Raw genomic sequence first — 16,383 nt, 5'->3', positions numbered from 1 at the left:
CCACCCGGCACGCGGCGGGACCGGTCAGTCGGCGCGGCCGACGCGCAGCTCGAGCCCGTCGACGCGCTCCGACACGACGGCGTCCGTCGCGAGCGCGGCGTTGACCTGACCGAGCACGGCGTCGAGCCCCGCCCGGTCCAGCCCTGCGTCGATGCGCAGCACGACGGCCACCTCAGCGCGCCGTCCCGGCTCCGCCCAGACCCGCGCGACGTGCGGGATCCCGGCGAGAGCGCCCTGGACCGCCGCGACCACCTCGGGGACGACGGTCCCGTCGACGACCGCTGGCGACCATTCCTTGCCCTGCGCGAGCGCCCACACGGCAGGTCGCGGCACGAGCGCCGTCACGGGGCCGCCCGGGTCGAGGACGAGCAGCGACCAGTCCTCGCTCACGGCGGACAGCGCCGCGCGACGAGCGTCGACGGGGACGGGGCGCGCGCTCGCGCGCCACGCGGACATCGCCGCGACCGACGTGAACACCGGGAGCGCGCGGCGCCCGTCCGGCGCCTCGATCGCGACGACCCCGGCGGAGGCCTCCTTGTCGACCGTATGCCCGTGCTCGCCCTCGCCCGCGCTCTCGAGCTCGGCGAGGATCGGGACGAGCACGCGCGTCTCACCGAGCCGCGCGACGACGTCGGCCAGCGGGGCCGACCCCGCGGCGTAGGCGGCGAGCAGCGCGGCCAGCGCCGGGTCGGCCGACCCGTCGTCGCCCGCGAACCCGGACGACGGCGGGAGCGCCTTCCCCGGTGAGTCCGGGCCCACCGTCACGGCCGGCCCGCGACGTCGAGCGCCTGGGGCAGCGTGAACGCGCCCGCATAGAGGGCCTTGCCCACGATCGCGCCCTCGACGCCCGCCGGGACGAGCGAGCGCAGCGCCTCGAGGTCGGCGAGGCTCGAGATGCCGCCCGACGCGACGACCGGCGCGTCCGTGCGCGCCGCGACGTCGCGCAGGAGGTCGATGTTCGGGCCGCGCAGCGTGCCGTCCTTGGTCACGTCCGTGACGACGTAGCGCGCGCACCCGGCCGCCTCGAGGCGGTCGAGGACCTCCCAGAGATCACCGCCCTCCTGCGTCCACCCGCGCGCGGCCAGCGTGGTGCCGCGCACGTCGAGGCCGACGGCGATCGCGTCGCCGTGCTCCGCGATGACCTTGGCCGTCCACTCGGGGTTCTCGAGCGCCGCGGTGCCGAGGTTGACGCGCCGCGCGCCGGTGGCGAGCGCGCGCTCGAGCGACGCGTCGTCGCGGATCCCGCCGGAGAGCTCGACCTGGACGTCGAGGCGCGCGACGACGTCGGCGAGCAGCTCCGCGTTGGAGCCTCGGCCGAACGCGGCGTCGAGGTCCACGAGGTGGATCCACTCCGCACCGCCCGACTGCCAGTCGAGCGCGGCGGCGAGCGGGTCGCCGTACGAGGTCTCGGAGCCGGCCTCGCCCTGGACGAGGCGGACGGCCTGGCCGTCGGCGACGTCGACGGCGGGGAGCAGCACGAGGCGGTCGGTCACGGGGTTCTCCATCGGTGTCGGTGGCGCGTCGCGTGCGCCGCAGCGGGTGTGCGCCGGGTGTGCGGGGACCCGGCGTCCGGGTCGGTCAGAGCGAGCGGACCCAGTTCTCGAGCAGGGTCGCGCCGGCGTCGCCCGACTTCTCGGGGTGGAACTGCGTGGCGGACAGCGGCCCGTTCTCGACGGCCGCGACGAACCGGCCGCCGTGGTCGGACCACGTGACGAGCGGTCGCCGGATCGGTGAGTCCGCAGGCAGGTCCTGGCCTGTCGTGAAGGACCGGGCCGCGTAGGAGTGGACGAAGTAGAAGCGCTCATCCTCGACGCCGCGGAACAGGACGCTGCCCTCGGGGACGTCCACCGTGTCCCAGCCCATGTGCGGCACGACGTCCGCCTCGAGCCGATCCACGAGGCCGGCCCACTCCCCCAGCCCGTCGGTCAGGGTGCCGTGCTCGTCGCCCTGGTCGAACATGACCTGCATGCCCACGCAGATGCCGAGCACGGGGCGGCCGCCGGCGAGGCGGCGTCCGACGAGCTCGTCGCCGCGGACGCCGCGCAGGCCCGCCATGACCGCGGCGAACGCGCCGACGCCCGGGACGACGAGGCCGTCCGCGTCCTGGGCGCGCGCGCGGTCCGCGGTGAGCTCGACGTCCGCGCCGACGCGCTCGAGCGCGCGCACGGCCGACCGGACATTGCCGAAGCCGTAGTCGAGCACGACGACGGACGGGCGGCGCGCAGTCGACGCCGTCGGCTCCGTGACCGCCTGAGGGGAGACGCCCGGAGCGGTGGGCACGGTCATGCGCCGTCCTTCCGAGCGCGGCGCGCGGCCGACGTGAGCAGGCGCATCGCCTTCCAGCGCGAGATGGACGAGCTCGCGACGACGCCGTCCAGGTCGGCGAGCGTCGTCGTGCCGGTGAGCAGGTCCTCGAGCGCCTCCGGCGCGCCGCCGAGCACGAGGCCCGGGGCGAGCTGGTCGCCCACGGCGCCGTCGGCCCAGCGCGTCATGGTGAGCTGCTCGCCGCTGCGCACGACGAGCACGAGCGGGACGCCCTTGACCAGGGTGGTCAGCGCGGCGGCGGCGTGCGCGGGGGCGTCGCCGCCCGTGTCGCGCAGGACCGCGACGGCGCCCACGTCGGTCGGCACGACGTCCGCCTCGACCTGCGCGAGCGAGCACGCGGCGGCGAGGGGCTCGGCCCCGGCGATCTGCGTGATGAGCGCGACGAGGTCGGGCGCCGCGGGACCCGTGAGGGACGAGAGGTCGTCCGGGATCTCGACGCCGTCCAGCGCGTCGTCGCCGTGCGTGCTCACAGTGCCCCCTTCGTGGACGGGACGCCCTCGACGCGCGGGTCGGGGGCCACCGCGGCGCGCAGCGCGCGGGCGAGCGCCTTGAACTGCGCCTCGACGATGTGGTGCGGGTCGCGGCCCGCGAGGACGCGCACGTGGATGCAGATGCCCGCGTGGTGCGCGATCGACTCGAGCACGTGGCGCGTCAGGGAGCCCGTGAAGTGTCCGCCGATGAGGTGGTACTCCTGGCCCTCCGGCTCGCCCGAGTGCACGAGGTAGGGGCGCCCGGACACGTCGACGACGGCGAGCGCGAGCGCCTCGTCGAGCGGGACCGTCGCGTCGCCGAAGCGCCCGATGCCCACCTTGTCGCCGAGCGCGACGCGCAGCGCCTCGCCGATCGTGATCGCGACGTCCTCCACCGTGTGGTGCGCGTCGATGTGGGTGTCCCCCGTCGCGACCACCTTGAGGTCGATGAGCGAGTGCTTGCCCAGCGCCGTCAGCATGTGGTCGTAGAACGGGACGGTCGTCGAGATCTCGGTGACCCCCGACCCGTCGAGGTCGAGCTCGACGAGCACGCTCGACTCGGACGTCGCGCGCTCGATGCGCGCGGTGCGCTTCACAGTCCTGCCACCTCCACGAGGGCCTGTCGGAAGGCCCGCATCTCCTCGCCGGTGCCGATCGACACCCGCAGCCAGCCGTCGGGACCAGTCTCCCGGATGAGCACGCCCCGCTCCAACATCGCCGACCAGACCGCGTGCCGGTCCTCGAACGTGCCGAACAGGACGAAGTTGGCGTCCGAGTCGGCGACGTCGAGCGGGCGCCCGTCCGCGTGGCGGAGCGAGCGCAGCCACGCGACGGTCTCGTCGCGGCGCGCGCGCAGCTCCGAGACCTGCGCGAGCAGCTCGCCCGAGTGCGCGAGGGCCGCACGCGCGACGGCCTGGGTCACGGCCGACAGGTGGTACGGGAGGCGGACGACCCGGAGCGCGTCGACGAGGTTGCGCGACGCCGCGAGGTAGCCCACCCGGGCGCCCGCGAGCGCGAACGCCTTGGACATCGTGCGCGTCACCGCGAGGTTCGGGAACCGGTCGAGCAGCTCGAGCGCGGAGGGCGTGCCGGCGCGGCGGAACTCGCCGTACGCCTCGTCGACCACCACGACGGCGGGCGCCTCCTGCCCGTCGGGGAGCGGGACCCGGACCGCGAGCGCCGCCTCGCAGACCGCCTCGACGGTCGTGGCGGGCAGCGCGGTGCCGGTCGGGTTGTTGGGGCTCGCGAGCAGGACGACGGAGGGCTGCTCGCGCGCGACCACCTCGCGCGCGTGCTCGGGGTCGAGCGTGAAGTCCTCGGCGCGGCGCCCGACGACCCACGCGGTGTGGGTGTCGCGCGCGTACTCCGGGTACATCGAGTACGTCGGGGCGAAGGAGACGGCGGTGCGTCCCGGGCCGCCGAACGCCTGGAGCACGTGGAGCATGATCTCGTTCGACCCGTTGGCGGCCCAGAGCTGCTCGGCCTCGAGCACGACGCCGGACTCCGTGCCGAGGTACGCCGCGAGGTCGGCGCGCAGGCCGAGGAAGTCGCGGTCGGGGTAGCGGTTGAGGCCCGCGGCGGCGTCGCGCACGGCCTGCGTGATCGTCGCGACGACGGCCTCGCTCGGCGCGTGCGGGTTCTCGTTGACGTTGAGCAGGACCGGGACGTCGAGCTGCGGCGCGCCGTACGGCTCGACGCCGGCGAGCTCGGGGCGCAGCGGGAGCAGGGGCCGTCCCGCGACGGAGGGTGGGGTCACCCGGACAGTCTACGAACCGCGCGCGCACCGGCGTCGGTGACGTCCGGCACGCGGGCAGCGGCGCCTGACGCCACACCCGGGGCGCTCGGGCCCGGGCCGCCGCGTCAGGCCGAGGTGACCTCGCCGCCGTCGACCGTCACGGGCACCTCGGGCAGGGGCGACGGCGCGGGCCCGCCGAGCACGGCGCCGGTCGCGAGGTCGTAGCGGGAGGCGTGGCACGGGCAGAGGAGCTCGCCGTCCCCGGGCGCGACCGTGCACCCCTGGTGGGTGCAGATCGCGCTGAAGGCCGCGAACGTCCCCTCCTCGGGCTGCGTGACCAGCAGCGGGGCGCCGTCCACGGTGACCGCGAGCGCCCCGCCGACCGGGACGTCGTCGACGCTCGCGAGCGCCTGACCGGGACCGACGTCGGGCCCGTCGCCCCCGGAACCCCCACCGCCGGTCGTCCCGTCGTCCTGCGTCCCCGCGGGGCCACCGCCGCACGCCGCGAGCAGCGCGAGCGCGGCGCCCGCTCCCGACCCGGCGAGGACGACCCGCCGCGTCGGCGTCGCCCCGCGCGGGACGCGCAGGACCGGGCCGGGGCGCCGGGTGCGGGTGGCGTCGAGGGGGGCGCTGGGCGTGGCGCCGCGGGTGTCGGGTGCATCGCCCGGGGAGACGGCGGGGTGCGGTGCGTCCATGTCCGGCCTCCTTGCGCGGGGCGTAGACGGACGGGCCTCGACCCGCCCGGGCCGCCCGGCGCGCGGGATGTCGCCGTCGGCGGTTCCATTGAAGCACCGGGGTACGGGAGCACGCGCCCCGACCGCGCGAGGCGGAGGAGACGACGATGTCCGAGACCACGGTGCCGCCGACACCACCCGTGCGCGAGGGCCGCGCGCTCGGTGCGTGGGTCCTGCGCGGGCTGACCGCCGCCGGGCTGCTGCTCTCCGCCGACGTGCACCTGGTCCTGTTCGTCGAGGGGTACCGCGACATCGACGTCGTCGGCCCGCTCTTCGCGCTCAACGCCGTCGCGGGGCTCGTCCTCGGCCTCCTCGTCCTCGTGTGGCGACACTGGCTGCCGCTGCTCGGCGCGGTCGGCTTCGGGGCGCTGACCCTCGCCGCGTTCTACCTGTCGACGACCGTGGGCTTCTTCGGCGTGAACGAGACCGTCGGCGGGACGCAGCAGGTCCTCGCCGCGGTGAGCGAGTGGGTCGTCGTGGTCGCCGGGACGCTCGCCCTCGTCGTGGAGAGGCGAAGGTCACGAGCCGCACGGCCCTGAGTCGTCGATCCCGCCGCTCACCGCGCCGACCCTCCCCGGCGCGCGTAGCGTCGAGGACGAGGCAGGACCGCCGGCACGGTCCGGCCGCCACTCTCCCCGAGCAACCGAGGTGATCGTCATGCCCACCATGCGTGCCGCCGTCGTCCACTCCTTCGCAGACCCGCTGAGCGTCGACGAGCTCGAGGTCCCCACCCCCGGGCCGCACGAGGCCCTCGTCAAGGTCGACTACACCGGCGTGTGCCACACGGACCTGCACGCCGCGCACGGCGACTGGCCCGTCAAGCCCGCACCGCCGTTCGTGCCCGGCCACGAGGGCGTCGGCACGGTCGTCGCCGTCGGTGACCAGGTGACGCGCGTCCAGGTCGGCGACACGGTCGGCAACGCGTGGCTGTGGAGCGCGTGCGGCGAGTGCGAGTACTGCGAGACGGGGTGGGAGACCCTGTGCCCGAACCAGAAGAACGGCGGCTACTCCGTCGACGGCTCGTTCGGCCAGTACATGCTCGTCGACTCGCGCTACTGCCCGGTGGTCCCGGACGGGGTCGACCTGTCCGCCGTCGGCCCGATCCTCTGCGCCGGGGTCACCGTCTACAAGGGGCTCAAGGTGACCGACACGCAGCCCGGTGAGTGGGTGCTGATCTCCGGGATCGGCGGCCTCGGGCACATCGCGGTGCAGTACGCGGTCGCGATGGGCCGCCGCGTCGCCGCGGTGGACGTGGACGACGAGAAGCTCGCCCTGGCGCGCAAGCACGGCGCGGAGGTCACGGTCAACGCCGCCACGTCGCCCGACGCCGCGGCCGAGATCCAGGAGCAGACGGGCGGCGGCGTGCACGGCGCGCTCGTCACCGCCGTCAACGCGCACGCGTTCCCCCAGGCCGTGGGTGCGCTGCGCCGCGGCGGCACGGTCTCGCTCGTCGGGCTCCCGCCGGAGAAGTTCCCCCTCGACATCTTCACGACCGTGCTCTTCGGGCTGACCGTGCGCGGGTCGATCGTCGGGACGCGCAAGGACATGGCGGAGGCGCTCGACTTCTTCGCCCGCGGGAAGATCAGCCCGACGTACACGGTGCGCCCGCTCGCCGACATCAACGCGATCTTCTCGGAGATGGAGGAGGGCAGGATCGACGGGCGCGTGGTCATGGACATGCGCTCCTGACGCCCGGCGCCCTCGACTCTCGCAGCCCGCGACCCTGCCCCGGGGTTCGCGGGCAGCGGCCTGTGCACGACGACCCGAGGGTCGGCGGGTGCGCCTACGATCGTGCGGGTGAGCCCCACCGACCCGTACGCCGACCTGCCCTTCGACCCGGCCGACGAGCCGCCGCTCGACGAGCCCGCCGACCCGTCCGGCGACCCGTGGGCCGGAGGCGCGCCGTCGGGGCCCGCGCCGGAGACGGAGCAGCCCGCGGTCGCCGCGCCGCGCGCCGCGACCCCGGTCGACGGTGGCGCCCCCGCCGCGGCGCCCGACGGCGGGGAGGCCGCCAAGCGGGCCAAGCTCGCCATGCTGCGCGGCCTGCTCGACGGGCAGTCGCTGCGCGAGGACGCCGAGACCGCGCTGCGCGCGCTCGTCGGGCGCGACGACGCGGCGCTGCGCGAGGACCAGTGGCGCGCGATCGAGGCCCTCGTGGCGTTCCGGCGCCGCGCGCTCGTCGTGCAGCGCACCGGGTGGGGCAAGTCCGCGGTGTACTTCGTGGCCACGCGTCTGCTGCGCGACCGCGGTGCCGGGCCGACCGTCATCGTCTCCCCGCTCCTCGCGCTCATGCGCGACCAGATCTCGGCCGCGGCCCGGGCGGGGATCAAGGCCGTGACCATCAACTCGGCCAACGTCACGGAGTGGGACGACGTCCACCGGGCGATCGCGGCCGGTGAGGTCGACGTGCTGCTCTGCTCGCCCGAGCGGCTCAACAACCCCGGCTTCCGCGACGAGGTGCTCCCTCGCCTCGCGGCCGACGCCGGCCTCGTCGTCATCGACGAGGCGCACTGCATCTCGGACTGGGGCCACGACTTCCGTCCGGACTACCGGCGCATCCGCACGCTGCTCGCCGACCTGCCGCCCGGCATCCCCGTGCTCGCGACGACCGCGACGGCGAACGCGCGCGTGACCGCGGACGTCGCCGAGCAGCTCGGGGTGACCGCGGCGCACGCCGCCGGCGGCACCGACGGCGAGGCCGGGCACGAGGACGTGCTCGTGCTGCGCGGCGGGCTCGACCGCGAGTCGCTCCACCTCGCCGTCCTGCGGCTGCCCGACCAGCCGACGCGCGTCGCGTGGCTCGTCGAGGCGCTCCAGGACGTCGACGGCTCGGGCATCGTCTACTGCCTCACCGTCTCCGCGGCCGAGCAGGTCGCGAGCCAGCTCCGCGCCGCAGGTCTCGCCGTCGCGTCGTACACGGGCCAGACGGACCCGGCCGAGCGCGAGCGCCTGGAGGAGGATCTCAAGGAGAACCGGGTGAAGGCGCTCGTGGCGACCTCGGCGCTCGGGATGGGCTTCGACAAGCCCGACCTCGCGTTCGTCGTGCACCTCGGCGCGCCGAGCTCCCCCATCGCCTACTACCAGCAGGTCGGGCGCGCGGGTCGTGGCGTCGACTCCGCCGTCGTCGTGCTGCTGCCCGGCGAGGAGGACCGGCGCATCTGGGAGTGGTTCGCGTCGACCGCGTTCCCGCCGCAGGCCCAGGTCCGCACGACGCTCGACGCGCTGGGCTCGGGCGGCACGCAGTCCGTCGCGCAGCTCGAGACGCAGGTGGACCTCAAGCGGTCGCGCCTCGAGGGCATGCTCAAGGTCCTCGACGTCGACGGCGCCGTCCGGCGTGTCAAGGGCGGCTGGGAGGCCACGGGCGAGCCGTGGACCTACGACGCGGAGCGCTACGAGCGGGTCGACGCGACGCGCACGGCCGAGCAGCAGGCGATGCTCGACTACGAGGCGACGGACGGGTGCCGCATGGCGTTCCTGCGCGCCGCGCTCGACGACCCGGAGCTCGAGGACGGGTGGCGGTGCGGGCGCTGCGACACGTGCGGCGGCGTGACGCTGCCCGCGCTGCCCGACGCCGAGGCCGTCGCCGCCGCGCGCGCCGACATGGACCGTCCCGGGGTCGAGGTCGTCGCGCGCCGCCAGTGGCCGAGCGGCATGGACCGCCTGGGGCTGGACCTGCACGGTCGTCTCGGCGCCAACGAGCTCGCGGAGACCGGGCGTGCCGTCGCGCGGCTCGACGGGCTCGGCTGGTCCGCCCCGCTGCGCGAGCTCTTCGCCCCCGCGACGCCCGACGGCGACACGCCCGTCGCGCTCCGGCGCGCGGCCGCACGGGTGCTCGACGAGTGGCCGGAGCTGTACGAGACCGCCGCGCAGACCGAGCCTGCGACGGACGCCGGCGAGGACGGTGCGGCGAGCGGACCGGAGCGGCGACTGCTGGTCGACGGTGTCGTCGCGGTGCGTTCCGCGACCCGCCCGCGCCTCACCTTCCACCTCGCGAACGGGCTCGCGAGCTATCTCGGCATGCCGCTCATCGGCGCCGTCGGCCCCGTCCCGGGGCGCGAGGAGCCGGGGCGGCACGACGTGAACTCCGCGACACGCCTCGCGGGCGTCGCCGGCCGGTTGCAGCTCGAGCTGTCGGACGCCGCACGGGCCGGGCTGGCCGGTCGGCGCGTGCTCCTCGTCGACGACTACACCGAGTCGGGCTGGACGCTCACGGTCGCGGCGCGCCTGCTACGCCAGGCGGGCGCGGCAGCCGTGCACCCGTTCGTCCTCGGCGTGCGCTGAGGCGGCGGGGGCCGAGTCACCACCGGAGGCGCAGCTCCGTGTACGTCGTGTCGACGAAGCCCAGCGCGCGGTACAGCGACTCGCCGTCGGCCGTGGCGTGCAGGGAGACCGAGTCGGCCCCGCTCGCGCGCGCCCAGTCGAGGGCCGCGACGACGCACGCACGCGCGTAGCCCTGACCTCGCTCTCCGGGGACCGTGCAGACGTTCGACAGGTGCGCCGACGTGCCGTGCGGGTTCCGCGCCGACGGCACCGACCGGTGCAGCTCGGCGAGCGCGCATGCCACGACCTGACCCGGTCCGTCGACGACGAAGGCCACGACGTCGTCGGTGCCGAGCATCCAGGCGAACCACTCCCTCGCCCGGTGCTGCCAGGCACGGTCGTCGGCGTCCGCCTCCCCCATCGCGCGCATGAGGTGGACGCGCAGGGTGACGAGGTCGTCGGCGTCGCGCGAGACCGCGCGCCGCACCGGCGCACGATCCTCGCGCACGACCGTCACAGGAACCGCGCCCGCACCGCCTCGCCGTGCGCGGGGAGGTCCTCGTCGTTCGCGACGGCGACGATCCGGTCCGCCAGCTCCTCGAGGGCTTCGCGGTCGTACTCGATGACCTGGACCGCCTTGACGTAGCTGTGCACCCCGAGACCGCTCGAGAAGTGCGCGCAGCCGCCGGTCGGGAGCACGTGGTTCGATCCGGCCATGTAGTCGCCGAGCGAGACGGGCGACCACGGGCCGACGAAGATCGCGCCCGCGCTCGTCACGCGCTCCGCGAGCGCCGCGGCACCCTCCGCCTGGATCTCGAGGTGCTCCGCGCCGTAGGCGTCGACCACCTGGAGACCCTGCTCGAGATCGTCCACGAGCACGATCGCGGACTGCGGACCGGCGAGCGACTGCGCGACGCGTGCCGCGTGCTTCGTGGCCGTCACGAGGTCCGCGAGGCGCGCCTCGACCGCGGCGGCGAGCTCGACGGACGGCGTGACGAGGACGGCCGCCGCGAGCGGGTCGTGCTCGGCCTGGCTGATGAGGTCGGCCGCGACGTGCCCCGGGTCGGCGGTGCCGTCGGCGAGGATCGCGATCTCCGTGGGACCCGCCTCGGCGTCGATCCCGACGACGCCACGGACGAGCCGCTTCGCCGCGGCCACGTAGACGTTCCCTGGTCCGGTCACGACGTCGACCGGCTCGCAGAGCACGTCCCCGTCCTGCGGCTCGCTGCCCGCCGCGCCGTACGCGAACATCGCCACGGCCTGCGCGCCGCCCACCGCGTAGACCTCGTCGACCCCGAGCAGCGCGCACGCCGCGAGGATCGTCGGGTGCGGCAGGCCGCCGTTCTCCTTCTGGGGCGGCGACGCGACCGCGAGGCTGCGGACGCCCGCCTCCTGGGCCGCGACGACGTTCATCACCACGGAGGACGGGTAGACCGCGAGGCCGCCGGGCGCGTAGAGCCCGACGCGGCGCACGGGCACCCAGCGCTGGCGGACCTGCGCGCCGGGCCCGATCTCCACCGTGAAGTCCTGCGGGCGCTGGGCGGCGTGCACCAGCCGCACCCGACGGATCGCCTCCTCCAGTCCCGCCCGGACGTCCGGGTCGAGGCGCGCGAGCGCGTCGGCGAGCGCGTCGCCGGGGACGCGCAGGTGCTCCGGCCGCACGCCGTCGAACCGCTCGGCGTACTCGCGCAGCGCCTCCGCGCCGCGCGCGCGGACCGCCTCGACGATCGGGGCGACCCGATGCGCCGCGTCCTCGACGCCGAGCTCTGCGCGCGGCAGGGTCTCGACGAGCTCGCGGGCGGACAGGGAACGTCCTCGAAGATCGATGCGGGTGATCATGGGTCGAGTCTAGGAGCCAGGGCGATCCCGCGACGAGGCGTTTCGCCCACCGGTCGGCCGGCTTGGGTCCCGGCACGCCGCGTCGCGCCCACCCCGCAGGGGCGGGGAGAATGGGCGGCATGAACGCCCCTCACGACGCCCGCCCGGTCGAGATCTCCGACGACGTCATCCGCCTCGGGCAGTTCCTCAAGCTCGCCGGCCTCGCCGAGTCCGGTGCCGAGGCCCGCGAGCTCGTCACCGAGGGCGAGGTCCGCGTCAACGGCGAGGTCGACATGCGCCGCGGTCGCCAGCTGCACCGCGGCGACGTCGTCTCGGTCGACCACCCGCAGGGGACCGAGAGCGCGACCGTCGCCTGAGCGGACCCCTCAGGCCATGTAGGTCGAGGCCATGACCTTGTCGGGCGTGAGCCGCAGCACGACACGCTCGGGGTTCGGGGAGAGCGCCCGGTAGCGACGGCCGTACCGCACGACGGCGTCCGCCACCTCGGCCGCGTCCTCGACGACCTCGATCGTGCCCTCGAGCGTGATCCACCGGCCGCCCTCGACCTGGCACACCGCCGCACGGGGCGCCCCGCCGTCCGCCCCCGGGAGGCGCGCGTTGCGGGCCTTGACCGAGGCACGGTTGGTCGTGATGCGCAGCACGCCCGCGCCGGCGTCCCACGTGAAGGCGACGGGGACGACGTGCGGCGTGCCGTCGGCGCGGAGCGTGGTGAGCGTCGCCAGGTGGCGCTCGGTGACGAAGACGAGCTGTTCGGGGTTCAGGCGGATCACGGCGTCGAGCCTACGGGTTCCGTCGCCGGGCGCCGCGGGCGCCCGGTCACCGGACGCCCGGTGCGTGCGCGGCCGGGCGCCGGTGTCAGGTGTCGAACCCGAAGGTCATGATCGGCGGCACCGCGCCCTCTCGCAGTGCCCGCAGGACGTGGAGCTCGTGCGGGACGACAGGGTCCGGAAGGTCGTCGAGCGCGAACCACCGCAGGTCGGCCGCCTTGTCCCGCTCCTGGAGCACCGCGTCGCCGTCCCAGGCGTCGGCCGTGAAGAAGAAGTCGGCGCGCTGCTCGAGCGCCGGTCCTCCGGGCACGCCACGGTGCAGCACGGTGAGGGGCCGCAGGTGCGCGGGCGCGATCTCGACGCCCAGCTCCTCGCGCGCCTCGCGCGCCGCGGCCGCCACGACCGACTCCCCGGGCTCGACGTGCCCGGCCGCCGCAGCGGCCCAGAACCCGTCCCGGTAGCCCGTGCCCCGCCGGAGCTGGAGCAGCACCTCGTCGCCGCGACGCAGCAGCACGTACGCCGCGGGCACGACCCGGAACCGGTGCGACGCCGAGCCGTCGTCCCACGACGCGCTGGCGGCACCGCCGACGACCTCCTCCGTCATCCGGGTCAGCCGACCAGGCACGACGGCCCGAGCAGGGCCTTGAGGTCGCCGAACAGCGCCGGAGACTTCTCGACGCGCAGCCCGTCACCCGCGCGCACGATCGTCGTCTTGCCCGGCTCCAGCACCTGGACGTGGACCTCCGCCGACCCGGGATGGGTCGCCAGCACCTCCCGCAGGCGGACGATGATCGGCTCCACGCAGCGCGTGTGGGACACCTTGACGGCGAGCGGCGACTCCGCGCCCACGGTGATGTCCGGCAGCGACACCTCCATGGCCTGGAGCTGCATCGTGTCGTCGCGACGCCGGACGCGACCGCGCAGCACGACCACCTGGTCCTCGGCGAGGATCGTGGAGTAGGCGAGGTACGTCTCCCCGAAGAACATGACCTCCACGGCGCCCTCGAGGTCCTCGATGGTCACCGCCGCCCACGGGTTGCCGTTCTTGCTCATCTTGCGCTGGAGCGACGTCACCAGGCCCGCGATCACGACGGTCGACCCGTCCGGGCGCCCCTCGTCGGCGAGCAGGTTCGCGATGCCGGTGTCCGCCGCCCGCGTGAGCACGTGCTCCAGCCCCGAGAGCGGGTGGTCGGACACGTAGAGGCCGAGCATCTCGCGCTCGAACGCGAGCCGCTGCTTCTTGTCCCAGTCCGGCAGGTCCGGCACGTCGACCGAGAACGACAGCCCGTCCTCGTCGTCGCCCCCGCCGAAGTCGGCGAACAGGTCGAACTGCCCCTCCGCCTCCTTGCGCTTGACGCTGATGACCGAGTCGACGGCCTGCTCGTGCACGACGAGCAGCGCGCGCCGCGCCTGGCCGAGCGAGTCGAACGCGCCCGCCTTGATGAGCGACTCGATGGTGCGCTTGTTGCAGACGACCGCCGGCACCTTGTCGAGAAAGTCGGTGAACGACGTGAACGCGCCCTTCTCCTCGCGCGTCCGGATGATCGCGTCGACGACGTTCGCGCCGACGTTGCGCACGCCCGTGAGGCCGAAGCGGATGTCGTTGCCCACGGCCGTGAACTTCGCCGCCGAGTCGTTCACGTCGGGCGGGAGCACCGTGATGTGCATGCGCCGGCACTCGTTGAGGTACAGGGCGAGCTTGTCCTTGTCGTCCCGCACGCTCTGGAGGAGCGCCGCCATGTACTCGGTCGGGTAGTTCGCCTTGAGGAACGCCGTCCAGTACGCGACCAGGCCGTACCCCGCCGAGTGCGCCTTGTTGAACGCGTAGCCCGCGAACGGGACCAGGGTGTCCCAGACGGCCTGGATCGCGCCGTCGGAGTACCCGCGCTCCCGGCAGCCGGCCTGGAAGGGCACGAACTCCTTGTCGAGGATCTCCTTCTTCTTCTTGCCCATCGCACGACGCAGCAGGTCGGCCTGGCCGAGCGAGTACCCGGCGAGGATCTGCGCGGCGCGCTGCACCTGCTCCTGGTAGACGATGAGCCCGTAGGTCTCGTCGAGGATCTCCGCGAGCGGCTGCTCGAGCTCCGGGTGGATCGGCTCGATCTTCTGGAGGCCGTTCTTGCGCAGCGCGTAGTTCGTGTGCGAGTTCATGCCCATGGGGCCCGGGCGGTACAGCGCGATGACGGCCGAGAGGTCGTCGAACTTGTCCGGCTTCATCTGGCGCAGCAGCGCGCGCATCGGCCCGCCGTCGAGCTGGAACACCCCCAGCGTGTCGCCGCGCGCCAGGAGGTCGTAGGACGCCTTGTCGTCGAGCGTCAACGACTCGATCTCGATCGGGTCCTTGCCGTTCATCTCGATGTTCTCGAGCGCGTCGTCGAGGATCGTCAGGTTGCGCAGCCCGAGGAAGTCCATCTTGATGAGCCCGAGGCCCTCGGACGTCGGGTAGTCGAACTGCGTGATGACGGCGCCGTCCTGCGGGCGGCGCATGATCGGGATGATGTCGATGAGCGGGTCGCTCGACATGATGACGCCCGCGGCGTGCACGCCCCACTGCCGCTTCAGGCCCTCGATGCCGCGCGCGAGCTCGACGACGCGCTGCGCCTCGGGGTCCGTGTCGTGGAGCTGGCGGAACTCCGCCGCCTCGGGGTAGCGATCGTGCTTCGGGTCGAAGATCCCGGACAGCGGGATGTCCTTGCCCATGACGGCGGGGGGCATCGCCTTGGTGAGCTTCTCGCCCATCGCGAAGGGGAAACCCAGGAGGCGCGCCGAGTCCTTGAGGGCCTGCTTGGCCTTGATCGTGCCGTAGGTGACGATCTGGGCGACGCGGTCGTCCCCGTACTTCTCCGTGACGTACCGGATGACCTCCCCGCGCCGACGCTCGTCGAAGTCGACGTCGACGTCGGGCATCGACACGCGCTCGGGGTTGAGGAACCGCTCGAAGATCAGGCCGTGCTCGAGCGGGTCGAGCTCGGTGATCCCCATGAGGTAGGAGGCCATCGACCCGGCCGCCGAGCCACGGCCCGGCCCGACGCGGATGCCCTGCTCCTTGGCCCAGTTGATGAAGTCGGCGACCACGAGGAAGTACCCCGGGAAGCCCATCTGGATGATGACCTCGGTCTCGTACTGCGCCTGCTTGCGCGACGCGTCGGGGATCCCGTTCGGGTACCTGCGGTGCAGCCCGCGCTCGATCTCCTTGACGAACCAGCTCGTCTCGTCCTCGCCGTCGGGGACGGGGAACCGCGGCATGTAGTTCGCCTTCGTGTCGAACGACACCTCGCACTGCTCGGCGATGAGCAGCGTGTTGTCGCACGCCTCGGGCAGCTCCGCGAAAACGCGACGCATCTCCGCCGCCGACTTCACGTAGTAGCCGGTCCCGTCGAACTTGAACCGGTCGGGGTCGTCGAGCGTCGAGCCCGAGTTGATCGCGAGCAGGGCCTCCTGGCTCGACGCGTCGTCCTCGCGCACGTAGTGCAGGTCGTTCGTCGCGACGAGCCGCGCGCCGATCGTCTCCGCGAGCCGCAGCAGGTCCTGCGTGACCCGGGTCTCGATGTCGAGACCGTGGTCCATGAGCTCGACGTAGAAGTTCTCGCGCCCGAAGACGTCCTGGAGCTCGCCCGCCGTCCGGACCGCCTCGTCCCACTGGCCGAGCCGCAGGCGCGTCTGGATCTCCCCCGACGGGCAGCCGCTCGTCGCGATCAGGCCCTTGCCGTAGGTCTGGAGCAGGTCGCGGTCCATGCGGGGCCACTTGCCCATCTGCCCGTCCAGCGAGGCCAGCGACGACGCCCGGAACAGGTTGTGCAGCCCCTCGTTGTCCTTGGCGAGGAGCGTCATGTGCGTGTACGCACCGCGCGCCGAGACGTCGTCGGACTCCTGCCCCTGCTGCCCGAACCGCACGCGCGTCTGGTCGAACCGGCTCGTGCCCGGCGTGATGTACGCCTCGACGCCGATGATCGGCTTGATGCCCTTGGCCTGCGCGCGGGACCAGAACTCGAACGCCCCGAACACGTACCCGTGGTCCGTCGTCGCGATCGCCTTCTGGCCCAGCCGCTCGACCTCGTCGAACAGGTCCCCGATCCGCGCCGCGCCGTCCAGCATCGAGTACTCGGTGTGGACGTGGAGGTGGACGAAGTCCTCTGCGGCGGTCGGCATGCACCGATCCTAAGTCGCCCCACCCACGCATCCAGGCACCCTCGGCGGTCTCCGGTGTGCCACGTCGCACAGTCGTCGTCGCCGGCCCGGAGGCGACTCTGAGT

General features: G+C 74.1%; 16 protein-coding genes. 4 read left to right on the top strand and 12 right to left on the bottom strand.

Annotation, left to right across the window (positions count from 1 at the left end; genetic code table 11):
- Positions 1-24: 24 nt before the first annotated feature.
- From ACN9MS_RS09000 to ACN9MS_RS08970, 7 genes are all read right to left on the bottom strand, one after another.
- The gene (locus ACN9MS_RS09000; RefSeq protein WP_378232550.1) at positions 25-765 is read right to left on the bottom strand and encodes an SseB family protein; all 741 of its coding nucleotides are present in this window, start codon (positions 763-765) and stop codon (positions 25-27) included.
- Complete coding sequence (gene priA / locus ACN9MS_RS08995) at positions 762-1,493, bottom strand: bifunctional 1-(5-phosphoribosyl)-5-((5-phosphoribosylamino)methylideneamino)imidazole-4-carboxamide isomerase/phosphoribosylanthranilate isomerase PriA (RefSeq protein WP_378232549.1); 732 nt, start codon at positions 1,491-1,493, stop codon at positions 762-764. The genes ACN9MS_RS09000 and priA overlap by 4 nt, the downstream gene beginning before the upstream one ends.
- Positions 1,494-1,578: 85 nt before the next feature.
- Positions 1,579-2,286 (bottom strand): imidazole glycerol phosphate synthase subunit HisH, encoded by a 708-nt coding sequence (hisH, locus tag ACN9MS_RS08990; protein WP_426311596.1) that lies wholly within the window; start codon positions 2,284-2,286, stop codon positions 1,579-1,581.
- Complete coding sequence (locus ACN9MS_RS08985; protein ID WP_378232547.1) at positions 2,283-2,795, bottom strand: hypothetical protein; 513 nt, start codon at positions 2,793-2,795, stop codon at positions 2,283-2,285. The genes hisH and ACN9MS_RS08985 overlap by 4 nt, the downstream gene beginning before the upstream one ends.
- Entirely contained in the window at positions 2,792-3,391 is a 600-nt protein-coding gene (hisB, locus tag ACN9MS_RS08980; protein WP_074810064.1) for an imidazoleglycerol-phosphate dehydratase HisB, read from the bottom strand. The genes ACN9MS_RS08985 and hisB overlap by 4 nt, the downstream gene beginning before the upstream one ends.
- Positions 3,388-4,551, bottom strand: a complete 1,164-nt coding sequence (locus ACN9MS_RS08975; protein ID WP_426311595.1) for a histidinol-phosphate transaminase — start codon at positions 4,549-4,551, stop codon at positions 3,388-3,390. The genes hisB and ACN9MS_RS08975 overlap by 4 nt, the downstream gene beginning before the upstream one ends.
- Before the next feature lie 104 nt (positions 4,552-4,655).
- Entirely contained in the window at positions 4,656-5,225 is a 570-nt protein-coding gene (locus tag ACN9MS_RS08970; protein WP_426311594.1) for a Rieske (2Fe-2S) protein, read from the bottom strand.
- A gap of 146 nt (positions 5,226-5,371) precedes the next feature.
- On the opposite strand from ACN9MS_RS08970, the gene ACN9MS_RS08965 reads away from it, so the two are divergent.
- From ACN9MS_RS08965 to ACN9MS_RS08955, 3 genes are all read left to right on the top strand, one after another.
- A complete protein-coding gene (locus ACN9MS_RS08965) occupies positions 5,372-5,803 on the top strand; it encodes a hypothetical protein (protein ID WP_426311593.1) in 432 nt (143 codons plus the stop codon).
- A gap of 118 nt (positions 5,804-5,921) precedes the next feature.
- Complete coding sequence (adhP, locus tag ACN9MS_RS08960) at positions 5,922-6,953, top strand: alcohol dehydrogenase AdhP (protein WP_426311592.1); 1,032 nt, start codon at positions 5,922-5,924, stop codon at positions 6,951-6,953.
- A gap of 342 nt (positions 6,954-7,295) precedes the next feature.
- Entirely contained in the window at positions 7,296-9,545 is a 2,250-nt protein-coding gene (locus ACN9MS_RS08955) for a RecQ family ATP-dependent DNA helicase (RefSeq protein ID WP_426311867.1), read from the top strand.
- A gap of 16 nt (positions 9,546-9,561) precedes the next feature.
- Here the strand turns inward: ACN9MS_RS08955 and ACN9MS_RS08950 are convergent, their stop codons facing one another.
- Complete coding sequence (locus tag ACN9MS_RS08950; protein ID WP_426311591.1) at positions 9,562-10,032, bottom strand: GNAT family N-acetyltransferase; 471 nt, start codon at positions 10,030-10,032, stop codon at positions 9,562-9,564.
- A 5-nt stretch (positions 10,033-10,037) separates the two neighbouring features.
- Positions 10,038-11,363 (bottom strand): histidinol dehydrogenase, encoded by a 1,326-nt coding sequence (gene hisD, locus ACN9MS_RS08945; RefSeq protein ID WP_426311590.1) that lies wholly within the window; start codon positions 11,361-11,363, stop codon positions 10,038-10,040.
- 119 nt (positions 11,364-11,482) lie between these two features.
- On the opposite strand from hisD, the gene ACN9MS_RS08940 reads away from it, so the two are divergent.
- On the top strand, positions 11,483-11,719 hold the full coding sequence (locus ACN9MS_RS08940) for an RNA-binding S4 domain-containing protein (RefSeq protein WP_426311589.1): 237 nt from the start codon (positions 11,483-11,485) through the stop codon (positions 11,717-11,719).
- A 9-nt stretch (positions 11,720-11,728) separates the two neighbouring features.
- Here the strand turns inward: ACN9MS_RS08940 and ACN9MS_RS08935 are convergent, their stop codons facing one another.
- The 3 genes from ACN9MS_RS08935 to dnaE all read right to left on the bottom strand — a co-directional run bounded on the left by ACN9MS_RS08935 (position 11,729) and on the right by dnaE (position 16,279).
- On the bottom strand, positions 11,729-12,133 hold the full coding sequence (locus ACN9MS_RS08935) for a pyridoxamine 5'-phosphate oxidase family protein (protein WP_426311588.1): 405 nt from the start codon (positions 12,131-12,133) through the stop codon (positions 11,729-11,731).
- A gap of 85 nt (positions 12,134-12,218) precedes the next feature.
- Complete coding sequence (locus ACN9MS_RS08930; RefSeq protein ID WP_426311587.1) at positions 12,219-12,734, bottom strand: NUDIX domain-containing protein; 516 nt, start codon at positions 12,732-12,734, stop codon at positions 12,219-12,221.
- 5 nt (positions 12,735-12,739) lie between these two features.
- Entirely contained in the window at positions 12,740-16,279 is a 3,540-nt protein-coding gene (gene dnaE / locus ACN9MS_RS08925; protein ID WP_426311586.1) for a DNA polymerase III subunit alpha, read from the bottom strand.
- Positions 16,280-16,383: the final 104 nt, after the last annotated feature.

The organism is Cellulosimicrobium sp. E-16, from assembly GCF_049913115.1.
In the GTDB taxonomy this organism is placed as follows: domain Bacteria; phylum Actinomycetota; class Actinomycetes; order Actinomycetales; family Cellulomonadaceae; genus Cellulosimicrobium.
Note: the sequence above shows the minus strand (reverse complement) of the source record. Positions and strands in the feature narration are given on the sequence as shown.